The following is a 17,842-nucleotide window of genomic DNA, read 5'->3' as shown; positions in this document are numbered from 1 at the left end:
ACTTCGTGGTCCATTGGAACACGAGGAGGCGCCAGGTTAAACTGAAGGGACTGACCCCGGAGGAGTTCCGGAGACAGTCCCTTGCGGCGTAGTTCTTATTTAAGCCGTCCAGGTTTTGGGGTGCAGTTCACACTACGTGCGGCGGGGGTTCTTTCGTCCTGCGGAATGTCCGCGAAGGTTAGCCCTCAGATCCTGCTACGACTACATCCTCGGATTGTGGGGCTGAATGAAGGACGTGGCTGAGGGGGCCTTTTGTCCCCTTCGCTGTTTCGCGGCTTTGCCGCGAAAGTCGCGCCACTTTGGGGATGGATGGGGGCGTGGCTGGATTGCAGATTCAAATGGCTAGAGAGATATGGGCGCGAACGAGAAATCATTATTGGGGTCATCCTTTTCCATAAACTCATCAAGACAAAACGTCATGTAGATTGGAACATACAGAACCTTGCCCTCTTTGCTGAGGTTCTCGTGGCTCAGTACAACGGCCTCGGGAATTTTGTACTCGCCCACACTCATCAGACGATCGAGGGCCGCGTGCGCTCGAACCTTCTTACCCGATTTGACCTCGATTGGGACAACATGCCCGTGGGCGCCTTCGATTACAAAGTCAACTTCACCGACCTCACGCGTTTGGTAGTACCATGCATCCGCCCCGAGGGCAACAAGTTCCTGCGCGACCACGTTCTCATAGAGACCACCAAGGTTGGGAGTTTTCATATCAAGATAGACAGCGCGTGCAGTGCTGCCGGGGTACCGCGATGCTAGCATGCCTGTATCAGACTCGTATAGTTTGAAGGCTGTCGTTTTCTCCGTCCTCTTGAGAGGACTCCGTGGCTCCGTCACCCTGGCGACCATCAATCCAACACCTGCGTTAACAAGCCACAGGAAATCCTGTTCATATTTTTTAAGGCGAGCTCCCTCACCCAGAGACGAAACAACAAAGCGATGGGACTCCGCCTCAAGCTGAACGGGAATTTGCTCAAAAATCGACCGAACGTTAAACGCTCGAGTCGATGCATATTTTGAGATATCGCTTTTGTACTGATCGACCAACTGAGTTTGAAGCTCACGTGTGCTCACGAGCGAATAACCCGAATCAATATAATTCTGAACGACCTCCGGCATGCCGCCGCAAACGATATAAGCTCTATAGTTCTTGAGCATCGCCTCATGAATATAGTTTTCGACAGGATGTTTCTCGACAAGGCAGCTGCGAATGCCTGCAAGCACATTCTCGCTAACGCTGTTTGCCCAACAAAACTCTTCAAAATCCATCGGGCGCATAACAATGTGCTCTACATACCCCACCGGAAAAGAAGAGATCCCCTTAAACTCAGTCCCAAGCATAGACCCCGAGAAGACATAGCTAAAGCGCCCATCCTCGACCAACGCCTTCATGAGTGTAACGATCTGCGGATACTCCTGAATCTCATCGACAAAGACAAGCGTATCGCCCTCAACAAGCGGCGCATCCGCAAGAAGGGCTACGCGGTTGATAAAGTCAACGGAGTTCTTTGCGCCAACAAGTGCATTCCTTGCTTCGATATCGAGTAGTAAATTGACCTCAAAATACGAAGCGTAGTTGCTTTTTCCAAACGCGCGAATCGCATAGCTCTTGCCGATCTGACGCGCACCAGTAACAAGTAATGCCTTATTGGAGTTATTCTTCCAGCTCAAAAGCCTATCAGTGACCTTACGGCGTAGCATTAAACCCCCAAATGACAAAAATTGACAGATAGAATCGCCTAAAATCATACAAAAATTGGCAGATAATAACGTCGTAAATATACAAAAATTGGAAGATAGCAAAGGTCCGATAAGGTCTCAAAGCCACTGAAACAGCGCTCTACTTTGCGAAGGGGCTGGGGACGCTGTTGCGTGCGTCTCCAGCCCTCTGATTCTTACTTTGGGTCCCGTGGTGGGACTATGTTGGTGCTACCTGGCTGTTTTTACCTTGTCTCGCCGCTCTCTGTGCGTAGGCGGTAGCCGTGGACGAGGTCGCTAATAGCCGGCCAGGGAATCTGGCGGTCGACCCAAAATTGGAGCTGGACCAGATAGCGCTCAGTGGCACGGGTGAGGGCCGCGAACTGTTCGTGAGTCTCTACCTGGGCGTAGAGGTCGCGGCTGTGGGCGAGGATTGCCGTAGTGTCATCCATTTTGCCGGTGACGTCAAAGGCGCCCGAGAACCAGTCGCACAGGCGCGCGGCGCTGTTGTTGATCGTTGCGAGGTCGGCGGTGCCGTCGTTGGCGTTTTCGTTGGCCTGGGCTCGTAGGAGGGAGAGAGCGTCGGCGGCGTTCATACAGTAGCCGACGGTGAAGTTCCAGACGGCGAATTCGCGGCCGGTGTCGAGCTTGCGGCGGCGCATGTAGTCGATGTCACGGGGTTCTTCGAGCATCATTTGGTCAGCGAGGGCCTCAAGTGCAGTGGTGTACTCGGCAAGGTCGAGTGCGAGCAGGGTGTTGATATCCATCATCTTTAGGCCTCCGTTTCGATCTCGACGATTTCGTTTTTAATGTACATGCCCTGGTTGTCCCAGACATTGCGGCAGGCGGCGGCAAAGTGCTCGCGGTCGGCTTCGCAGATGCGGGCGAACATGTTGCAGGTGCCAAAGGGCTCGCACACGTCAAAGAAGATGCAAATTGACGACCAGCCGCCATACCAGCTCACGGCGCCCGCTGGCTCGTGAAAGACGGGGTTCTCGATGTGCTCGTAATTGGCGATGGGGCCCGATACGGGATAGGTTACCTCGGCATCGCAGATCTTGGCCGAAAAGATACGTGACTCGACCGGACAGGACGATTCGAACAGCTTGCACGCCTCGGGAGCCTTGTCCCAGAGCATGTCGGCGAGAAACGTCTCGCCATTCAGCGTGATCTTGAGCATTTTTGTCATAGTAAGGACCTCCTCAATCCGTCGCTCAAGGGGTTCGCTGGCGGATAAGGAGAAGACAGCAGCGGGGTCGCCGAACCCAAACTTCACGACAGATCTCTGTCGCCCCAGCCCGCGCTGTTCTTCGCTAAAGTACCATGCCGTAATTGCGCGCGCAATATCAGTTTTTGAATTTCTGGAAGCGGCAATCGACGAGACGGCTCGCCGGCTGCCGGCCGACGCGCGGTAAAGGTGCTCGTCTATTCCCTAAGTTGGATGAAAAACGCTATGTTATTGCAGGGCTGCATACTCGTCTTATAAATGTATAGAATCTCGTATAGTGCGAGTAAGATCTTGCGCTGTCTGTTTTGTGTTTAGCAAGGATATAGTTTGCATAATCTGGTCTAATCCCTGCTATATCAAAATAAAGTCGCACGTAAATAGCTTAGATATGCTTGAGCTGGGCATCTTTACGCTGAACGGGTAAAAACGACCGTTCACCGTTCAACTGTTTTCAAAATGAATAAAATGAGCGATAAAGAGAATATAAACCTTAATAAACTCGCGTATTGCACGGACGTGGGTTATTAATGGGATGTAGGCCTTTTACAGAAAGGATTCCAGCAATGTCTAAGCCTCTTGGCAAGCCCGATCGTATTGTCGTCGCCCTTGGCGGCAACGCCCTCGGCAACAACCCCGTCGAGCAGATCGAGGCCGTGAGCAACACCGCCCACGCACTCCTTGGTCTCATCGAGCAGGGTAACGAGATCATCATCACCCACGGCAACGGCCCGCAGGTCGGCATGATCCAGAATGCCTTCGCCGCCGCCCACGACGCCATCGGCACCCCCGAGATGCCGCTGCCCGAGTGCGGCGCCATGTCCCAGGGCTACATTGGTTATCACCTGCAGCAGGGCATCGGCCGCGAGATGCACAAGCGCTATAAGCGTTGGCACGCCGCCACCGTCGTCACCCAGATCGAGTGCGATCCCGACGATCCCGCGTTCAAGAACCCGACCAAGCCGATCGGCCCCTTCTACACCGAGGAGCAGGCCAAGCAGTTCATGGCCGAGGATCCCTCCAAGGTCTTCGTCGAGGATTCCGGCCGCGGCTGGCGCCGCGTCGTCGCCTCCCCCGATCCCAAGAAGATCGTCGAGGCCGACTCCATCCTCAACCTGCTCGACAACGAGTTCATCGTCATCGCCTGCGGTGGCGGCGGCATCCCCGTCGTCCGCGACTACGAGAACAAGGGTTGCTACAAGGGCGTTCCCGCCGTCATCGACAAGGACCTGGGCGGCGAGCTGCTGGCCGAGGACTGCGACGCCGACGTTCTGTTCCTGCTGACCGCCGTTGAGCATGTCGCCATCAACTTTGGCAAGCCCAACCAGGAGGAGCTCGAGGACCTCACCGCCGACGAGGCCGAGCGCCTGGCCGACGAGGGCCAGTTCGGTAAGGGTTCCATGGAGCCCAAGGTCCGCGCTGCCATCAAGTTCGCCCGTTCCCGCAAGGGCCGCACCTGCATTATCGGCGCCCTGGACAAGGCCGCCGAGACCATGGCCGGCCTCTCCGGTACCCGCATCCACGAGTAGCCTCTACTCTGTTGCCTCTCTTGTGGGCGCCAGGCAAAGCGCCCACAAACTAGCCTCTCTTCATGAGCCCCGCAGTCCGCTCCGACTGCGGGGCTTTTGCTATTGAGGTGACTGTTCATGAGAAGCGCTGAAGACCGCGGAAACCCGGCACTTGGGGACGTTCCTTTTCTGCCGGCATCTTGGGACAGTCCTTTTCGACAGCGCGAGCGGTCGTCTGCAAAGACCGTCCCCAGTGGCTAGTCATTTAATGGCTGGTCATTTAAGTCTGTCCCCAATGACTAGTATTGGTCATTTAAGTCTGTCCCCAATGACTAGTAGTAGGCCCACATGGCTTCGATTTCGTTGAGGACTTCTACGACGCCCCAACGGCGGGCGCTACGGCTGGGCGAATTGGGATCGTAGACACCGATGAGGCCGGCGTCGTCAATGCCGTAGAGGACGATGTAATGACCCACGTTGGTAAACGTGCCGGGACGCACGACGGCGATTACGGGGGCACCCGAGCGCAAGGCCTGGGCCATCGAGTCTCGGTCGTTGTAGAGCTGCGTCCCGTTAAGCCCCAGCTGCGCGGCGCCGCTCGTCATAAACGACCACTCGGTGGCACCGGTGGGGGCATAGTTGCCCGCCTCGGAAAGGGCGCACATATCGACCGGTGTCATATCGGTGCGCCCCGTTTTAAAGATGTAAATCATGGTGAGGCAGGTGGGTCCGCAGCCGTTTTGGCGGATGGTTCCACCGGCGTAGGGCAGCTCCGACCATGCAGGGTCGATCTGGTAGATATGCGGCATGGTGCCGGCACTCCACTGCGAACGTGGGGTCGAAAAAGCAAACGAGTAGCCGGGTGCGACTGGGGCTTTGAGGAGCTTTTCCTCGGCGGTGGGCTCTAGGCCGGCAGAGCCATGCGAGGCACACGACCCCAGATACACAAAGGCCAGACATGCCATGATGGAGCACAGGGCAAGACAGAGACGATGAATCTGCGGATTGGCGGCCCGGCCGCGTCCCAGCGGCCGTGGCTGCTTTGCGCCGCGTCCGCCGCGGGGCTTCGAAAAGAAACGGCTGATGTGATTGTCAGACTTTCGACGATCGATTTTCTGCCGCCGAGGCACTTCGGCCTGGCGTTGACGGGTGCCCGAGCATGGGCGATCCGTCTGACGCGTGCTGGTATTCTGCGGCATAGACGACGAGGGGCGATCCTGCGGACGCCGCGGCCCGTCGTTGTCAGAAACACTCCTGGATGCTGGCGTGGTACGCCCGGCAAGGCGAACGTTTCGCTGCCGTCCGCAGCCGTTGTATTCGTATGCCATTTGCACCGCCTCGTCTCATGTATAACCCGTCCATCCTACAAAAAAGACGTGCAGCAAATGAGGACATACGCCAAAACCTCGGTAAGCGGCATGGACGGGAGCGAGCCTGGCGCCATAAAGCGACGCCCTCCGCGAGCGATTGAATCGCGTCATCAAAACGGACGCCCGCACCGAGTGGCGCCCCTCGCCGTTCGTCCCAAAAACGGCGCCGCTCGTTTTGCAGTTCTGCCTTCGGTCGAGCTACGAGTGGCGTTGCTGTGCCAAGGCCGTATCTTAAAGCCATGAAATAAAGGTGCGCGGCAAAACAGGCCGTGCAAGGGGTGACGCCAAGGGGCGTCAAAAAGGAAAGGAGGGGAACAATGGCGGACAAGAACGCAGAAGTTGCAGTCGAGGATACCGGCGGCATGAAGAAAACGCTTTCGCTCTGGAACTTCTTCACCATCGGTTTCGGTGCCATCATCGGTACCGGTTGGGTTCTGCAGGTCGGCGACTGGATGGTCGTGGGCGGCGGTCCCGTTCCCGCTATGATCGCATTCCTCTTGGGTGCAATCTTCCTCGTGCCCGTCGGAGCTGTTTTCGGTGAACTTACGGCTGCTATCCCCATCTCGGGCGGCATCGTCGAGTATGTCGATCGTAGCTTTGGCCGTACGCTGAGCTACATCACCGGTTGGCTCCTGGCCCTGGGCAACGGCATCCTGTGCCCGTGGGAGGCCATTGCCATTTCGACTCTCGTGTCCGAGATGTTCGGTAGCCTGCCCGGTCTTGAGTGGCTGCGCGCCGTCAAGCTCTACACCATCCTGGGCGCCGACGTTTACCTGTTCCCGACGCTGATCGCGCTCGGCTTTGCAGTCTACGTCATCTTCCTCAATTTTCGCGGTGCCAGCTCGGCCGCCAAGCTCCAAGCCTTCCTGACCAAGGCCCTGCTCTGCGGCATGCTACTCGCCATGGGCGTCTCGCTGTTCACCGGCTCGCCGAACAACGCCATGCCTGTGTTCTCCCAGGTCGCCGGTGCTGGCGGCGGTAAGGCCGCAACCGAGGGCACCAGCCTGTTCGCCGGTATCGTGTCGGTCCTGGTTCTGACCCCGTTCTTCTACGCCGGTTTCGACACCATTCCTCAGCAGGCTGAGGAAGCAGCCGAGGGCCTTAACTGGAACAAGTTCGGCAAGATCATCTCCCTGGCCCTGCTGGCCGCCGGCGGCTTCTACATGGTCTGCATTTACTCGTTCGGCACTATCCTTGACTGGCATGAGTTTGTTAAGAGCCCGGTTCCCGCGCTTGCCTGTCTTAAGGGCATCAACATGCTCCTGTACCTGGCCATGCTCGTCATCGCCACGCTTGGACCCATGGGCCCGATGAACTCCTTCTACGGCGCCACGAGCCGCATTATGCTCGCCATGGGCCGCAAGGGCCAGCTGCCCGAGAAGTTTGCCGAGGTCGATCCCAATTCCGGCGCTCCCAAGCTCGCCTGCGTCGTTCTGGCCATCATCACCGTCGTCGGTCCGTTCCTGGGCAAGAACATGCTCATCCCTCTGACCAATGTGTCGGCTCTCGCCTTCATCTTCTCTTGCGGCATGGTCGCTCTTGCCTGCCTGCGCATGCGCTTCACCGAGCCCGACCTACCTCGTCCCTACGAGGTGCCCGGCGGCAAGTTTGGCATCAGCCTCGCCATCGCTGCCTGCGCCATCATCATCGGCCTGCTCGTGATTCCGTTCTCTCCCGCCTCCCTCAACATGGTGGAGTGGAGCATCGTGATCGGCTGGTTGGCTATTGGCCTGGCTCTCATGGCTTTCACCAATTCCCGTAAAAAGTAACGCCGAGCCGGGGCGGATTGGGTGCGCGGTGCCCTCTCTCCCGCGTACCGAACCCGGCATCACTTGGGTAGCTTTGTGAGGCCTTAACCCAACACGGCCTCACCCACTATATGGATCCATAAGGAGGAACCATGTCCACTAAGTATGCAATCGTTGGCGGCAAGCTCATCGACGGTACCGGTGCCGAGCCGGTCGAGAACTCCCTCGTTCTCGTCGACGATAACGGCAAGATCGAGTACGCCGGTGTTATGCAGGACCTTCCCGAGGGCGTTGAGGTTATCGACGCCGCCGGCAAGACTGTCCTTCCCGGCCTGATCGACACCCACCTGCACTTCTCGGGCAACCTGACCGACGATGACACCGATTGGGTCATGCAGCCGCTCCTCGAGAAGCAGGCCGTCGCCGTCAAGCAGGCCTACGACTGCCTCACCCACGGCCTCACCACCGTCTGCGAGATCGGCCGCTTTGGTATCCAGATTCGCGACTGCATCGACAAGGGCGTCTTTAAGGGTCCGCGCGTTCTGGCCACCGGCCTCGGCTTCTGCCGTGTTGCCGGTCACGGTGACTCCCACCACTGCACCCAGGAGCTCAACAAGGAATCCCATCCCTGGGGCGACCAGGTCGACGGTCCTTGGGATCTGCGCAAGGCCGTCCGTCGTCGCCTGCGCGAGAACCCCGATGCCATCAAGATCTGGGCTACCGGTGGCGGCATCTGGCGCTGGGACTCCGGTCGCGACCAGCACTATTGCTCCGAGGAGATCCAGGCCGTGGTCGAAGAGGCCAAGATGGTCGGTATCCCCGTGTGGAGCCACTGCTACAACAACCACGCCGCCGCCTACGATTCCGTTCGCTTTGGCTGCGAGCAGCTGATTCACGGCTTCGATATCGATGAGCGCACCATGGACCTCATGGCCGAGCAGGGCACCTTCTTCACCCCGACGATCGCCTTCCTGCCCACCTGGTACGCCACCTATCCTCCCGTCTACGTCCCCGAGCTGCACGACAAGTACGAGGGTACCCTGGTCGAGAAGGAGCTGCAGCGCAACTATGACTGCCTGCGCGAGGCCAAGAAGCGCGGCGTCGTCATGACGATCGGCTCCGACTCCTTCTCCTTCGTCACCCCGTACGGCACCTGCTCCATCGAGGAGATGTACGAGTTCGTCGACAAGATCGGCTTCACCCCGGTCGAGACCATCACCTGCGCCACCCTCAACGGTGCCAAGATGTGCCACATCGAGGACGAGACCGGTTCCATCGAGGCCGGCAAGTGCGCCGACCTGCTGGTCGTCAACGGTGATGTCGCCGCCGACATCCACGTGCTCAACACCGACAACATGGACGTCATCATGAAGGACGGCTGGATTGTCGAGGCCGGCACCTTCGGCGAGCCAAACAAGTACAGCGCCTAAGCTACCGTTTGTCGATGGCTGGATGTAAAACACAGTTTTTGATTGCATAATGCAATGGAGAGGGTCGCTTGCGGCCCTCTTTATTGCTATCGGTACTACGGACAAGAGGGGATGACGGTGGATTTAAACAGGCTGAATCTGGGCAAGAGTTACAACTCTACCAAGGTCTTTCGTACGGCCCAGCATGTGGTTCAGGCCATCCTACTCGGTGTTGTCGTTCCGGCGCTTATCTTGCTGCTTATCTGGGATTTAACCGATAATCCCAATCCCGTTCCAGGCGTTGTCGTTATTGCCGGCCTGGTCATGCTGTGCTTCTTCTTCTCGTATGTCTTTGTGGTCCCCGATGACCTCACATCGAGCGCAACCGACCGCACGCTCGCCATCGCATCAAAAATATTTGCCTACACGTCGCGCGGCCTAACGCCCGAAGCGGCCCTGGGTGCCTCTAAAATTATCCTGTCCGAGACCATCGCTTCTGCCATCTGCTTTACTGACGGCAGGCAGGTGCTGGCAAGCTGGGGCGAGGACTCGGCAAAGTGCCCTGCCGGAACCCCGGTAGTGCTCAAGACCACGCTCAACGTGATTGAGACGGGCGAACAGAGCGTGTTTTCGCGTGATGCCTCCAATGAGACGGGCGGCTATTTTCCCCGTCTGCGTGCCGGTATTGTCGCGCCGCTTAGCGTGCGCGGTCATTGCGTGGGCACACTCGAGCTGTATTACCCACGCCTGAGCAGCATCGATATGCGACAGACGGCGCTTGCCTCGGGTTTCGCCGATCTCATTTCCACGCAGCTCGCCAGCTTTGAGCTCGAGCGCCAAGATGAGCTCACGGCCCGCGTTGAGCTCCGCGCTCTGCAGTCGCAGGTCGATCCGCATTTTCTATTCAATACCATTAGCACGATCGTTTCGCTCGTTCGAACCGAGCCCGACAAGGCGCGATCGCTGCTGATCGACTTTTCCAACTACTATCGTCAGACGCTTTCTGACTCCGATACGCTCACCACGCTCGAGCACGAGGTGGAACAGGGCACCCGTTATATCAATCTTATGCAGGCCCGGTATGGCGACGGCCGTCTGCGCGTTTCGGTCGACATCGACTTTGAGGTGCGCGACAGCCTGGTGCCGCCGTTTATCTTGCAGCCGCTGCTCGAAAACTGCATCAAGCATGCGCAGCGCGAGACCGAGCCGCTTTCCATTCGTGTTAGGGCTTTTGAGACCGATGACGGCTTGGAGATCATCGTCGAAGATGACGGCATCGGTATGAGCGAAGAAGTCTGCGCGCATCTGTTTGAGCAGCATCGCCGAGAGGAGCCCGAAAGCATTACCGCCGACGGCTCCGTCAAGCGAGGCTGCGGCCTGGCGCTCTTCAACGTGCTTCAGCGCATCCATTTCTTTTACGGAGAAGATTCTGGCATGCGCGTGAAGTCCCAGGAGGGCGTGGGAACGCAGGTCATCGTTGAGTTGAACGGCGAGCCGCATGAGCCGGCGCCGCTAACGGTGTAGCACGCGGTTGGATTGAGAGAAAAAAGAGGGGAAGCGCATATGTCCGAAGGCTGGAATATCTTGGTGGTTGATGACGAGCCCCCAATTAGGGCTGAGCTACGCTATCTGTTGGAAAAGGATGCGCGTGTGGGCCAGATTGCCGAGGCGGGCAATGTCACCGAAGCCGTGGAATCGATTCTGTCGAACAAGCCCGACGTGCTGTTTTTAGACATTACCATGCCCGGTCGCTCGGGAATTGAGCTTGCCGAGACGCTTCAGAACCTAAAGACACCGCCGGTCGTGGTGTTTGTGACGGCATTTGCCGAGTATGCGGCCGATGCCTATAACCTCGATGCCGTCGATTACATCGTAAAGCCGGTCGAGGATGCTCGCCTGTCAAAGGCGCTCGATAAGATCGAGACCGCCCTGGGCGCTCGCCGTGTCGTCCATGCTCCGCGCCAGCCTTTGCGCCTGACGGTGGATCGTGGGGGTAAAAAGGTGTTCATTCCCGTGGCGGATGTCTGCTACTTTGAGGCGCGCGCCGATTTTTGCAACGCCGTCTGCGCCGAGGGAACATATCTGATCAATGAGTCGATTTCATCGCTCGAGCGGCGCCTGGCCTCCGAGGGCTTTATCCGTGTCCACCGCAGCTATCTGGTCAACTTGGAAGACGTGCACAATGTCGAGATCGGTTCTACGGGTCTTATGGAACTCAGGCTCGATCGCGTAACCTCGACGGTGCCCGTGTCCCGTCGTCGCGCTGCCGAGGTTAAGGCGCGCCTGGGGCTTGTGTAGACGGTCCGCATGCCATCGTTTGCCGACGCGGGTTTGGCATGGCCGCGCGGTGGGCATAATGGGTGACATCGAATGAAATCGAAAGGATCATTATGCCTGCGCTTATTACGCATCATCTGTTTGGCGAGGAAAGCATCGATCGTCTGCCGCAGGGCGTCATTACGTCCGACGAGGAACGCATTGCCTTTATCCTGGGCAACCAGGGTCCCGACCCGTTTTTCTTCCACATCCTGACGCCGCGCGTTTCCGACTGCACGCTGCTGGCGCAGGCCATGCATCGCTCGCGCATGTCGCGCCAGTTCTCGTGCCTGCGCGACGGCGTGTCCCATCTGCTCCCGCGCGATGCCAACTTGGGCCGCGCCTTTGCGCTGGGCCTGCTGTCGCACTACGTGCTCGACCGTAATGCCCACCCCTTTGTCTACGAGCAGCAGTTTGGCATTGTCGAGTCCGATCCCGAGCTGGAGGATTCGGGCAGCCAGGTCCATGCGGTGATCGAAAGTGACCTGGACGTGCTGATACTGCAGCTCAAGCGCGACGGGGCCACGGTCGAGGACTATCCGCCGGCGGGCGAGATCGTCACCACCGACCGCATCAATCGCGTGGCCGGCGTGCTGATGAGCTATGTTGCCGGGCGTGTGTACGGTATCGATATCCCAGCGGGGGAGTACGGTGCCGCCGTTGCCGACATGCAGCTGCTCTATCGCGCCATTGAACCGGCGGGCTCGGTCAAGACGCGTGCAATTGCCCTGGTCGAGGGCCTAGTACACGACTACTCCCTGCTCGATGGCCTTGCTCACCGCGTGACGACCGAGCCGCCCGAGCGCACCGGCAATCTGGGCCATCTGACGTGGAAGAATCCCTTTACCGATGAGGTCTCGAACGAGAGCTTCCCCGAGGTCTTTGACCGCGCGCTGGTCGATTACGAGTGCACGGTCACCCGCTTTATCGAGACCGGCGATATGGAGGCCGTGACCAACCACGTCAATTACAGCGGTCGCGTGCTCGGCGCTGACGAAGAGTTCGACCGCGAGGAGTAGGGTTCGTGCGTGTCCCTTTGCCGAATCCTTACCGGTGCCTCTGTGCAATTGGGGTACGATGAACTGACTGCATATCGGGCGAATACGAAGGGTCCCTGTCCATGAAATACACCAAGCTCGAGCGTAACTGGGTTATGTACGATGTGGGCAATTCGGCCCTCGTGTTGCTCAACACTTCGGTGGTGCCCATCTACTTTAACGCCATCAATACCGGTGCTTCCTCGGCCGACCTGGTGGTCGCTTGGGGTAGCGCGCAGACGATTGCCTCGCTGGTCATTGCCATGCTCATGCCCATTCTGGGCGCACTTGCCGATTACGCCGGCAACAAGATCAAGTTTTTCTTGGGCTTCTTCCTCACGGGCTTGGTGCTTTGCCTGGCGCAGGCTATCCCAATGTCTGCCATGGCATTTTTGGCCGTGTACGTGCTGTGCACCATCGGCCTTAACTCTTCTATGACGTTCTATGACGCCATGCTGCCCGACATTACCACTGACGAGCGCATGGACGCCGTGTCCAGCTCGGGCTATGCCTGGGGCTACATCGGTTCCACTGTGCCGTTTATCATCTGCCTGGCGCTTATCATGGGTGGTCCCGCTCTTGGCGTCCCCACCATGCTGGCAACGCGTCTGTCGTTTGTCATCACTGGTGCCTGGTGGCTCATCTTTACCCTGCCGCTCATTCGCACCTATAAGCAAAAGTACGGTCGCGAGCGCGGTCCCGAGGACACCATCGGCCACATCGTGGGCGGCGTGTTCTCCGAGGTCGTACACACCATGCGCGAGATCGCCCACAACAAGACCGTGCTGGTCTACATGATCGCGTTCTTCTTCTACATCGACGGTGTGCACACGGTCATTTCCATGGCAACCAGCTACGGTTCGGCTCTGGGCATCGACTCGACCCAGCTGGTACTGGCCCTGCTCGTTACACAGTTCGTGGCCTTTCCGTCCGCCATCATCTACGGCAAGCTCGCCGGACGCGTGGGCACGCTCAACATGATCCTGGTGGCGGTCGCCGCCTACATGGGCATTGTGCTGTTCGCCGCGTTTTTCCTCAAGACCGCCTTTGAATTCTGGGTGCTTGCCATTATGGTCGGCCTGTTCCAGGGTGGCGTGCAGGCACTCAGCCGTAGCTACTTTGGCCGCATCATCCCCAAGGAAAAGTCCAACGAGTACTACGGCTTCTTTGACATCTTTGGGCGCTATGCAAGCGTTATGGGCACCTTTCTGGTGTCGGTCGTCACCTCGCTGACCGGCAACCCGTCGCTGGGCGTTCTTTCCATTGCTGTGCTGCTGGTCGTTGGCTTTATGCTGCTGGCCCGCCTGTCTCGCATGACTCGAGCGGCAGAGCATGCCGCATAGGAGCGAGCGGCTATTGTGCCTGTCTGCGGTACTCTTTTGGGGTTATCCGCAATAAACATTGCGACTTGCGAGCAATGATTTGCCCAAGTGGGTATGATGGAATCAGCTAGGTCGCGGGGCGTCGCCTGTGTTTGGCGGCGCCTCGTTTTTGTGTTGCAGGGAGGGAAGGCATGAACGCCACGGTTGTGATTCCAACATATTGGGCGGGCGATGATGCCCATGCAAACGCTCCCGGTGTCTATGACCACTCGACGAATCTCAACGCCGCCAATCCCGAGCTCGATCACTGTCTTGCTTCGCTCGAGCAGGTACGCGATATTCCGCGAATCATCCTTTTGGTGGTCTGTCCCATCTCGGCCACGGCGGATGTGTCGAAGCGTGTACGCGAAATCGTCGACGCGCACCCTACGCTCAAAGTTACCGTAGTCACCAATACCCAGGCATCGCGTATCGCCGACCGCGTAGCGCAGATTGCGCCCAAGGGTTCGGGAGAATGCGTGAGCCTGCGCGGCTATGGCGCCATCCGCAATATGGGACTTGCCTGTGCCGCCGTGCTGGGTCACGATGCCGTCATCTTTTTGGATGACGACGAGACTGTCATCGATGCCGACTTTATGAAACGCGCGACTTACGCGTTGGGGCAGCAGACGCGTCAGGGCCTGCCAATCTTGGTTAAGAGCGGCTACTTTTACGATCGAGACGGATCGCCGCTGGCCCCCACGGACAAGGTGGGCATCTGCCACCGTTGGTGGACCAAGCGTATTGAGTTCAATCGCTGGATGAAAAAGGCGCTCTCGGGCACCCGTATTTCGCGTTCAAACTATGTGTGCGGCGGCCTTATGGCCCTCCATGCCCGCGCCTTTACCCGCGTGGCATTTGACCCGTTTATCACTCGTGGCGAGGACCTGGACTACCTCTTTAATATGCGCATGTTTGGCTACGACGTATGGTTTGATAACGAGTGGACCGTGCGCCATCTGCCGCCCGAGTCCGAGAAACGCTCGCCGCGCTTTATGCAGGACGTGTACCGTTGGTACTACGAACGTGCCAAGCTAACGTTTGCCGCGCACCAGAAAGAGCTCGTTCCCGTTACAGCCGCGTCTCTCATGCCCTATCCGGGCCCGTGGATTTCGCGCGAGCTTGACGATCGCGTGCGTAAGACTGCCATGGTCCGCAGCATGTTTACCCGCGAGCACGAGGGATACCTACGCATTTGGCGCCACGGTATTGACGAGGCCAGGACCTACGCACGCCAAAACGCCGCAAGCTACCTGCGTTTCCAGAGCTTCTGGCCCAAGATTATGGATGGGCTCTGGCGTGACGCCCAGCTGACCAGCATCCTGGAGGGGACTGAATGATCGACCGCCGCGCCCAGCGCGATAGTTCAATGTCAATCTTTCGCATCATTGCCGTATCCTGCGCCATTTGTGTGCTGGTGTACTTTGTTTTTGCCCTGGCGACTGGAATCGAGCCAATCGCGACCGTGGTCGCCTGTGCGCTGCTATGCATCTTCCTGTGTATCTTTATCTTTTTGACGCTCAATCCCGATTCGGTTCGCTCGCAGTACACCGAGGAGACGCTCTCGGTGGCCTCGGCCATGCTCGAGGACATTAAAGGCGGTCTGACGCAGGAGTCAGCACGTCTGGTGTGCCAGCGCATTTTGCCCGAGACACGCGCCATGACAGTTGCCGTTACCGACGAGAGCAACGTACTGGCCTGCGCGGGCGAGTTTGAGGAAAAGCTGCTGCCCAATTCTCCCATTCATACGCTCGCCACGCGCTACGTCATCGAACACGGTATCGTCCAGTCGTTCAACCGCGTGGTGGACGTGGTGGGTTCGGATGGCTCACACAACCAGGTCCCCGCTGGCATCATCGCACCCATCAAGGTGGGCGACCGCACCGTCGGCACGCTCAAGTTCTATTACAAGACCCCGCGTGCCGTCGACCGTACCCAGTATGCGCTCGCCTCGGGTTTTGCCGAAATCCTGTCCACGCAGCTCGCCATTCACGAGCTCGAGGTGCAAAAGGAGCTCACGGCCCGTGCCGAGGTGCGTGCCCTGCAGGCGCAGATTAACCCGCACTTCCTGTTCAACACGCTCAACACCATCGCATCGTTTACGCGTACCGACCCGCTGCGCGCCCGCGAGCTGCTGCGCGAGTTCTCCTCGTTCTATCGCGCAACGCTCGACAATTCGGGTTCGCTCATTCCCGTGTCGCGCGAGGTCGCACAGACCAAGCGCTACCTGACGTTTGAGAAGGCGCGCTTTGGCGAGGATCGCGTGCTGGCGACCTTTGACGTGTCCGAGGACGTCGAGGACACGCTGGTTCCGGCATTTGTGATCCAACCGATTGTCGAGAACGCCGTGCGTCACGGCATGGGTGATGCCAGTGCGCTGAAGATTGACGTGACGGTGCGCAGGGATGGTGACGATGCGATTTTGATTTCGGTGGCCGATGACGGTGTGGGCATGGACGAGGGCATCGCTGCCAGACTGTTTGACGAGCGCTCTGCCCGCCCCGACGCCAGCTCCCCGCAGGGTGGCGGCGCCGGCGTTGCCATGCACAATATTTCGGAGCGCATTCATCGCTTTTATGGGCCGCACTCCTATACGCGCGTCGAATCGGCGCCGGGTAAGGGCGCTAAAGTGCTCCTACATCTCGATTTGTCGGAGAGCATCTTCGACATTCAAGAGTAGAATAATTGGTCACGGGCTTAACGCCGGTTGGCGTATGCCCGACGTAGTTAGTTGACGAAAGGTTTTATCCCCATGCTGCGTGCGATGATTGTGGATGATGAGGCCCCGGCCCGTTCGGAACTTCGCTTCTTGCTCGAGCAGACGGGCAAGATCGGCACGATCACAGAAGCGTCGAGCGTTCGCTCCGCCATCGAGATGCTTATGGAGAGTCGCGTTGATGTCGTGTTCCTCGATATTTCGATGCCTGGCGCTTCGGGTCTGCAACTTGCCGAGGCGCTGCATAAGCTTAAGAATCCGCCGGCGATCGTGTTTGTGACCGCGTACAGCGATCATGCGGTTGAGGCGTTTGATGTGGATGCCGTCGACTATCTGATGAAGCCGGTAGAGGAAGCCCGCCTGGATCGTGCAATCGAGAAGGTCATGCAGCGCACGAAGCCCGTTGCGGACAGCAAGGTGACCATCGAGCGCATCCCGGTGGAGAAGGGCGGCCGCAAGGTGCTCATCCCCGTGGACGACATTCGCTTCATTATGGCCAAGGACGATTACTCCTGTATCTATACCGTCGACGACCGTTTTTTGTCGACGACCTCGCTGGCACAGTTCGAGGCCAAGCTCTGTGATTTTGGCTTCTTCCGCGTTCACCGCCGCTATATCGTTAACCTGGCGTGTGTTACCGACGTCGAGACGGTTCCCTCGGGCGCTATCCAGCTGGGCATTACGGGCGTCGACGAACGCGTACCGGTTTCGCGCCGTCGCGTCGTACCGCTCAAGAAGGCCCTGAACCTCTAGCACACCGGCCCCGCAGCCCTGTAGACCAAAATCGTCTGCGGAGCCGCGGGGCTTTTTGTATGAATGCACCAAATCGTTTTGCGGAAGGGATCCCATGAACAGTGCAAGCGCCAAGCGTATCGACATCATCTCGGACACCCACGGTTATCTGTCGCCCGCGCTTTTAGATGAGTTGAGCGGCGCGGACCTGATTATCCATGCCGGCGATCTTACGTCGGAGATGGACTACGAACATCTGCGAACCATTGCCCCCGTGCGAGCGGTTCTGGGCAATAACGACTACTACCGTGATTACGGGCCCGACGTGGATCGATTGGCCCTCTTCACCTACGAAGGACTCAAATTCGCCGTAGCCCACTACCGCGAAGACCTCCCGGTGGGATCCGTGGACGTAGCCATCAACGGTCACACTCACGTAACCAAAGAAACTCAAGTAGGCCGCTGCTTGGTCCTCAACCCCGGCAGTGCTAGCTACCCCAGAGGCACCCGAGGCCCCACCATGGCCAGAATGCTCGTCAAGGACGGCAAGGTCTTAAGCGTCAAGTTTATTGACTTAGATTAACCGCAACAAAAACGGGGGATGCACAATGAACTGCACCCCAAAACTTGGACGGCTTAAATAAGAACTACGCCGCAAGGGGCTGGTTCCGGAACTCCTCCGGGGTCAGCCCCTTCAGTTTAACCTGCCTTCGCCTCGT

General features: G+C 58.3%; 17 protein-coding genes. 12 read left to right on the top strand and 5 right to left on the bottom strand.

What is annotated here, in order from left to right; all coding sequences use genetic code 11:
- Positions 1 to 5 precede the first annotated feature (5 nt).
- Positions 6 to 92: an IS3 family transposase gene (locus ACTQW0_RS08130; RefSeq protein WP_226812388.1), complete on the top strand. Its 87-nt coding sequence runs from the start codon at positions 6 to 8 to the stop codon at positions 90 to 92.
- A gap of 250 nt (positions 93 to 342) precedes the next feature.
- On the opposite strand, the gene ACTQW0_RS08125 is transcribed toward ACTQW0_RS08130, so the two are convergent.
- The 3 genes from ACTQW0_RS08125 to ACTQW0_RS08115 all read right to left on the bottom strand — a co-directional run bounded on the left by ACTQW0_RS08125 (position 343) and on the right by ACTQW0_RS08115 (position 2,890).
- Positions 343 to 1,704, bottom strand: a complete 1,362-nt coding sequence (locus tag ACTQW0_RS08125; protein ID WP_441064199.1) for an ATP-binding protein — start codon at positions 1,702 to 1,704, stop codon at positions 343 to 345.
- Between the two features lie 242 nt (positions 1,705 to 1,946).
- Positions 1,947 to 2,468 carry a hypothetical protein gene (locus tag ACTQW0_RS08120; RefSeq protein WP_271758658.1) on the bottom strand — a complete coding sequence of 174 codons (522 nt, stop codon included), beginning with the start codon at positions 2,466 to 2,468 and terminating at the stop codon, positions 1,947 to 1,949.
- A 5-nt stretch (positions 2,469 to 2,473) separates the two neighbouring features.
- Positions 2,474 to 2,890, bottom strand: coding sequence for a DUF3830 family protein (locus tag ACTQW0_RS08115; protein ID WP_441567697.1), 417 nt, complete (start codon positions 2,888 to 2,890; stop codon positions 2,474 to 2,476).
- A gap of 602 nt (positions 2,891 to 3,492) precedes the next feature.
- On the opposite strand from ACTQW0_RS08115, the gene arcC reads away from it, so the two are divergent.
- Positions 3,493 to 4,455 carry a carbamate kinase gene (arcC, locus tag ACTQW0_RS08110; protein ID WP_441560533.1) on the top strand — a complete coding sequence of 321 codons (963 nt, stop codon included), beginning with the start codon at positions 3,493 to 3,495 and terminating at the stop codon, positions 4,453 to 4,455.
- 311 nt (positions 4,456 to 4,766) lie between these two features.
- Here the strand turns inward: arcC and ACTQW0_RS08105 are convergent, their stop codons facing one another.
- Entirely contained in the window at positions 4,767 to 5,399 is a 633-nt protein-coding gene (locus ACTQW0_RS08105) for a C39 family peptidase (protein ID WP_441567695.1), read from the bottom strand.
- A gap of 722 nt (positions 5,400 to 6,121) precedes the next feature.
- Between ACTQW0_RS08105 and ACTQW0_RS08100 the strand changes: the two genes are divergently transcribed.
- The 10 genes from ACTQW0_RS08100 to ACTQW0_RS08055 all read left to right on the top strand — a co-directional run bounded on the left by ACTQW0_RS08100 (position 6,122) and on the right by ACTQW0_RS08055 (position 17,706).
- Positions 6,122 to 7,573 (top strand): APC family permease, encoded by a 1,452-nt coding sequence (locus ACTQW0_RS08100; RefSeq protein WP_427719517.1) that lies wholly within the window; start codon positions 6,122 to 6,124, stop codon positions 7,571 to 7,573.
- A gap of 131 nt (positions 7,574 to 7,704) precedes the next feature.
- Positions 7,705 to 8,982 carry a metal-dependent hydrolase family protein gene (locus ACTQW0_RS08095; protein ID WP_154518625.1) on the top strand — a complete coding sequence of 426 codons (1,278 nt, stop codon included), beginning with the start codon at positions 7,705 to 7,707 and terminating at the stop codon, positions 8,980 to 8,982.
- Positions 8,983 to 9,099: 117 nt separating this feature from the next.
- Complete coding sequence (locus ACTQW0_RS08090) at positions 9,100 to 10,485, top strand: sensor histidine kinase (protein WP_441041729.1); 1,386 nt, start codon at positions 9,100 to 9,102, stop codon at positions 10,483 to 10,485.
- 39 nt (positions 10,486 to 10,524) lie between these two features.
- A complete protein-coding gene (locus ACTQW0_RS08085) occupies positions 10,525 to 11,259 on the top strand; it encodes a LytR/AlgR family response regulator transcription factor (protein ID WP_154518631.1) in 735 nt (244 codons plus the stop codon).
- A gap of 92 nt (positions 11,260 to 11,351) precedes the next feature.
- Positions 11,352 to 12,296: a zinc dependent phospholipase C family protein gene (locus ACTQW0_RS08080; RefSeq protein ID WP_441567693.1), complete on the top strand. Its 945-nt coding sequence runs from the start codon at positions 11,352 to 11,354 to the stop codon at positions 12,294 to 12,296.
- Between the two features lie 101 nt (positions 12,297 to 12,397).
- Positions 12,398 to 13,657 carry an MFS transporter gene (locus ACTQW0_RS08075; RefSeq protein WP_427728898.1) on the top strand — a complete coding sequence of 420 codons (1,260 nt, stop codon included), beginning with the start codon at positions 12,398 to 12,400 and terminating at the stop codon, positions 13,655 to 13,657.
- A gap of 170 nt (positions 13,658 to 13,827) precedes the next feature.
- Positions 13,828 to 15,015, top strand: a complete 1,188-nt coding sequence (locus tag ACTQW0_RS08070; RefSeq protein ID WP_427719510.1) for a glycosyltransferase — start codon at positions 13,828 to 13,830, stop codon at positions 15,013 to 15,015.
- Positions 15,012 to 16,355 (top strand): histidine kinase, encoded by a 1,344-nt coding sequence (locus ACTQW0_RS08065; RefSeq protein ID WP_441041725.1) that lies wholly within the window; start codon positions 15,012 to 15,014, stop codon positions 16,353 to 16,355. Before ACTQW0_RS08070 ends, ACTQW0_RS08065 begins: the two co-directional genes overlap by 4 nt.
- Before the next feature lie 72 nt (positions 16,356 to 16,427).
- A complete protein-coding gene (locus ACTQW0_RS08060) occupies positions 16,428 to 17,144 on the top strand; it encodes a LytR/AlgR family response regulator transcription factor (protein WP_441567690.1) in 717 nt (238 codons plus the stop codon).
- A 94-nt stretch (positions 17,145 to 17,238) separates the two neighbouring features.
- Positions 17,239 to 17,706, top strand: a complete 468-nt coding sequence (locus ACTQW0_RS08055) for a YfcE family phosphodiesterase (protein ID WP_441537355.1) — start codon at positions 17,239 to 17,241, stop codon at positions 17,704 to 17,706.
- Between the two features lie 64 nt (positions 17,707 to 17,770).
- Here ACTQW0_RS08055 and ACTQW0_RS08050 read toward each other — a convergent pair.
- Positions 17,771 to 17,842: IS3 family transposase (locus ACTQW0_RS08050; RefSeq protein ID WP_441038702.1), on the bottom strand; the 72-nt coding region annotated here is incomplete at its 5' end.

Source organism: Collinsella sp. LCP19S3_B7, assembly GCF_052121795.1.
Taxonomy (GTDB): Bacteria; Actinomycetota; Coriobacteriia; order Coriobacteriales; family Coriobacteriaceae; genus Collinsella.
This window is presented reverse-complemented; position numbering and strand designations above follow the sequence as displayed.

Excerpts from the sequence above, each read along its gene's own strand:
- ACTQW0_RS08120 (WP_271758658.1), bottom strand. The coding sequence starts at position 2,468 with ATGGATATCAACACCCTGCTCGCACTCGACCTTGCCGAGTACACCACT.
- ACTQW0_RS08125 (WP_441064199.1), bottom strand. The coding sequence starts at position 1,704 with ATGCTACGCCGTAAGGTCACTGATAGGCTTTTGAGCTGGAAGAATAAC.
- ACTQW0_RS08105 (WP_441567695.1), bottom strand. The coding sequence starts at position 5,399 with ATGGCATGTCTGGCCTTTGTGTATCTGGGGTCGTGTGCCTCGCATGGC.
- arcC (WP_441560533.1), top strand. The coding sequence starts at position 3,493 with ATGTCTAAGCCTCTTGGCAAGCCCGATCGTATTGTCGTCGCCCTTGGC.
- ACTQW0_RS08065 (WP_441041725.1), top strand. The coding sequence starts at position 15,012 with ATGATCGACCGCCGCGCCCAGCGCGATAGTTCAATGTCAATCTTTCGC.
- ACTQW0_RS08085 (WP_154518631.1), top strand. The coding sequence starts at position 10,525 with ATGTCCGAAGGCTGGAATATCTTGGTGGTTGATGACGAGCCCCCAATT.
- ACTQW0_RS08060 (WP_441567690.1), top strand. The coding sequence starts at position 16,428 with ATGCTGCGTGCGATGATTGTGGATGATGAGGCCCCGGCCCGTTCGGAA.
- ACTQW0_RS08115 (WP_441567697.1), bottom strand. The coding sequence starts at position 2,890 with ATGACAAAAATGCTCAAGATCACGCTGAATGGCGAGACGTTTCTCGCC.
- ACTQW0_RS08100 (WP_427719517.1), top strand. The coding sequence starts at position 6,122 with ATGGCGGACAAGAACGCAGAAGTTGCAGTCGAGGATACCGGCGGCATG.
- ACTQW0_RS08080 (WP_441567693.1), top strand. The coding sequence starts at position 11,352 with ATGCCTGCGCTTATTACGCATCATCTGTTTGGCGAGGAAAGCATCGAT.
- ACTQW0_RS08055 (WP_441537355.1), top strand. The coding sequence starts at position 17,239 with ATGAACAGTGCAAGCGCCAAGCGTATCGACATCATCTCGGACACCCAC.
- ACTQW0_RS08075 (WP_427728898.1), top strand. The coding sequence starts at position 12,398 with ATGAAATACACCAAGCTCGAGCGTAACTGGGTTATGTACGATGTGGGC.
- ACTQW0_RS08070 (WP_427719510.1), top strand. The coding sequence starts at position 13,828 with ATGAACGCCACGGTTGTGATTCCAACATATTGGGCGGGCGATGATGCC.
- ACTQW0_RS08095 (WP_154518625.1), top strand. The coding sequence starts at position 7,705 with ATGTCCACTAAGTATGCAATCGTTGGCGGCAAGCTCATCGACGGTACC.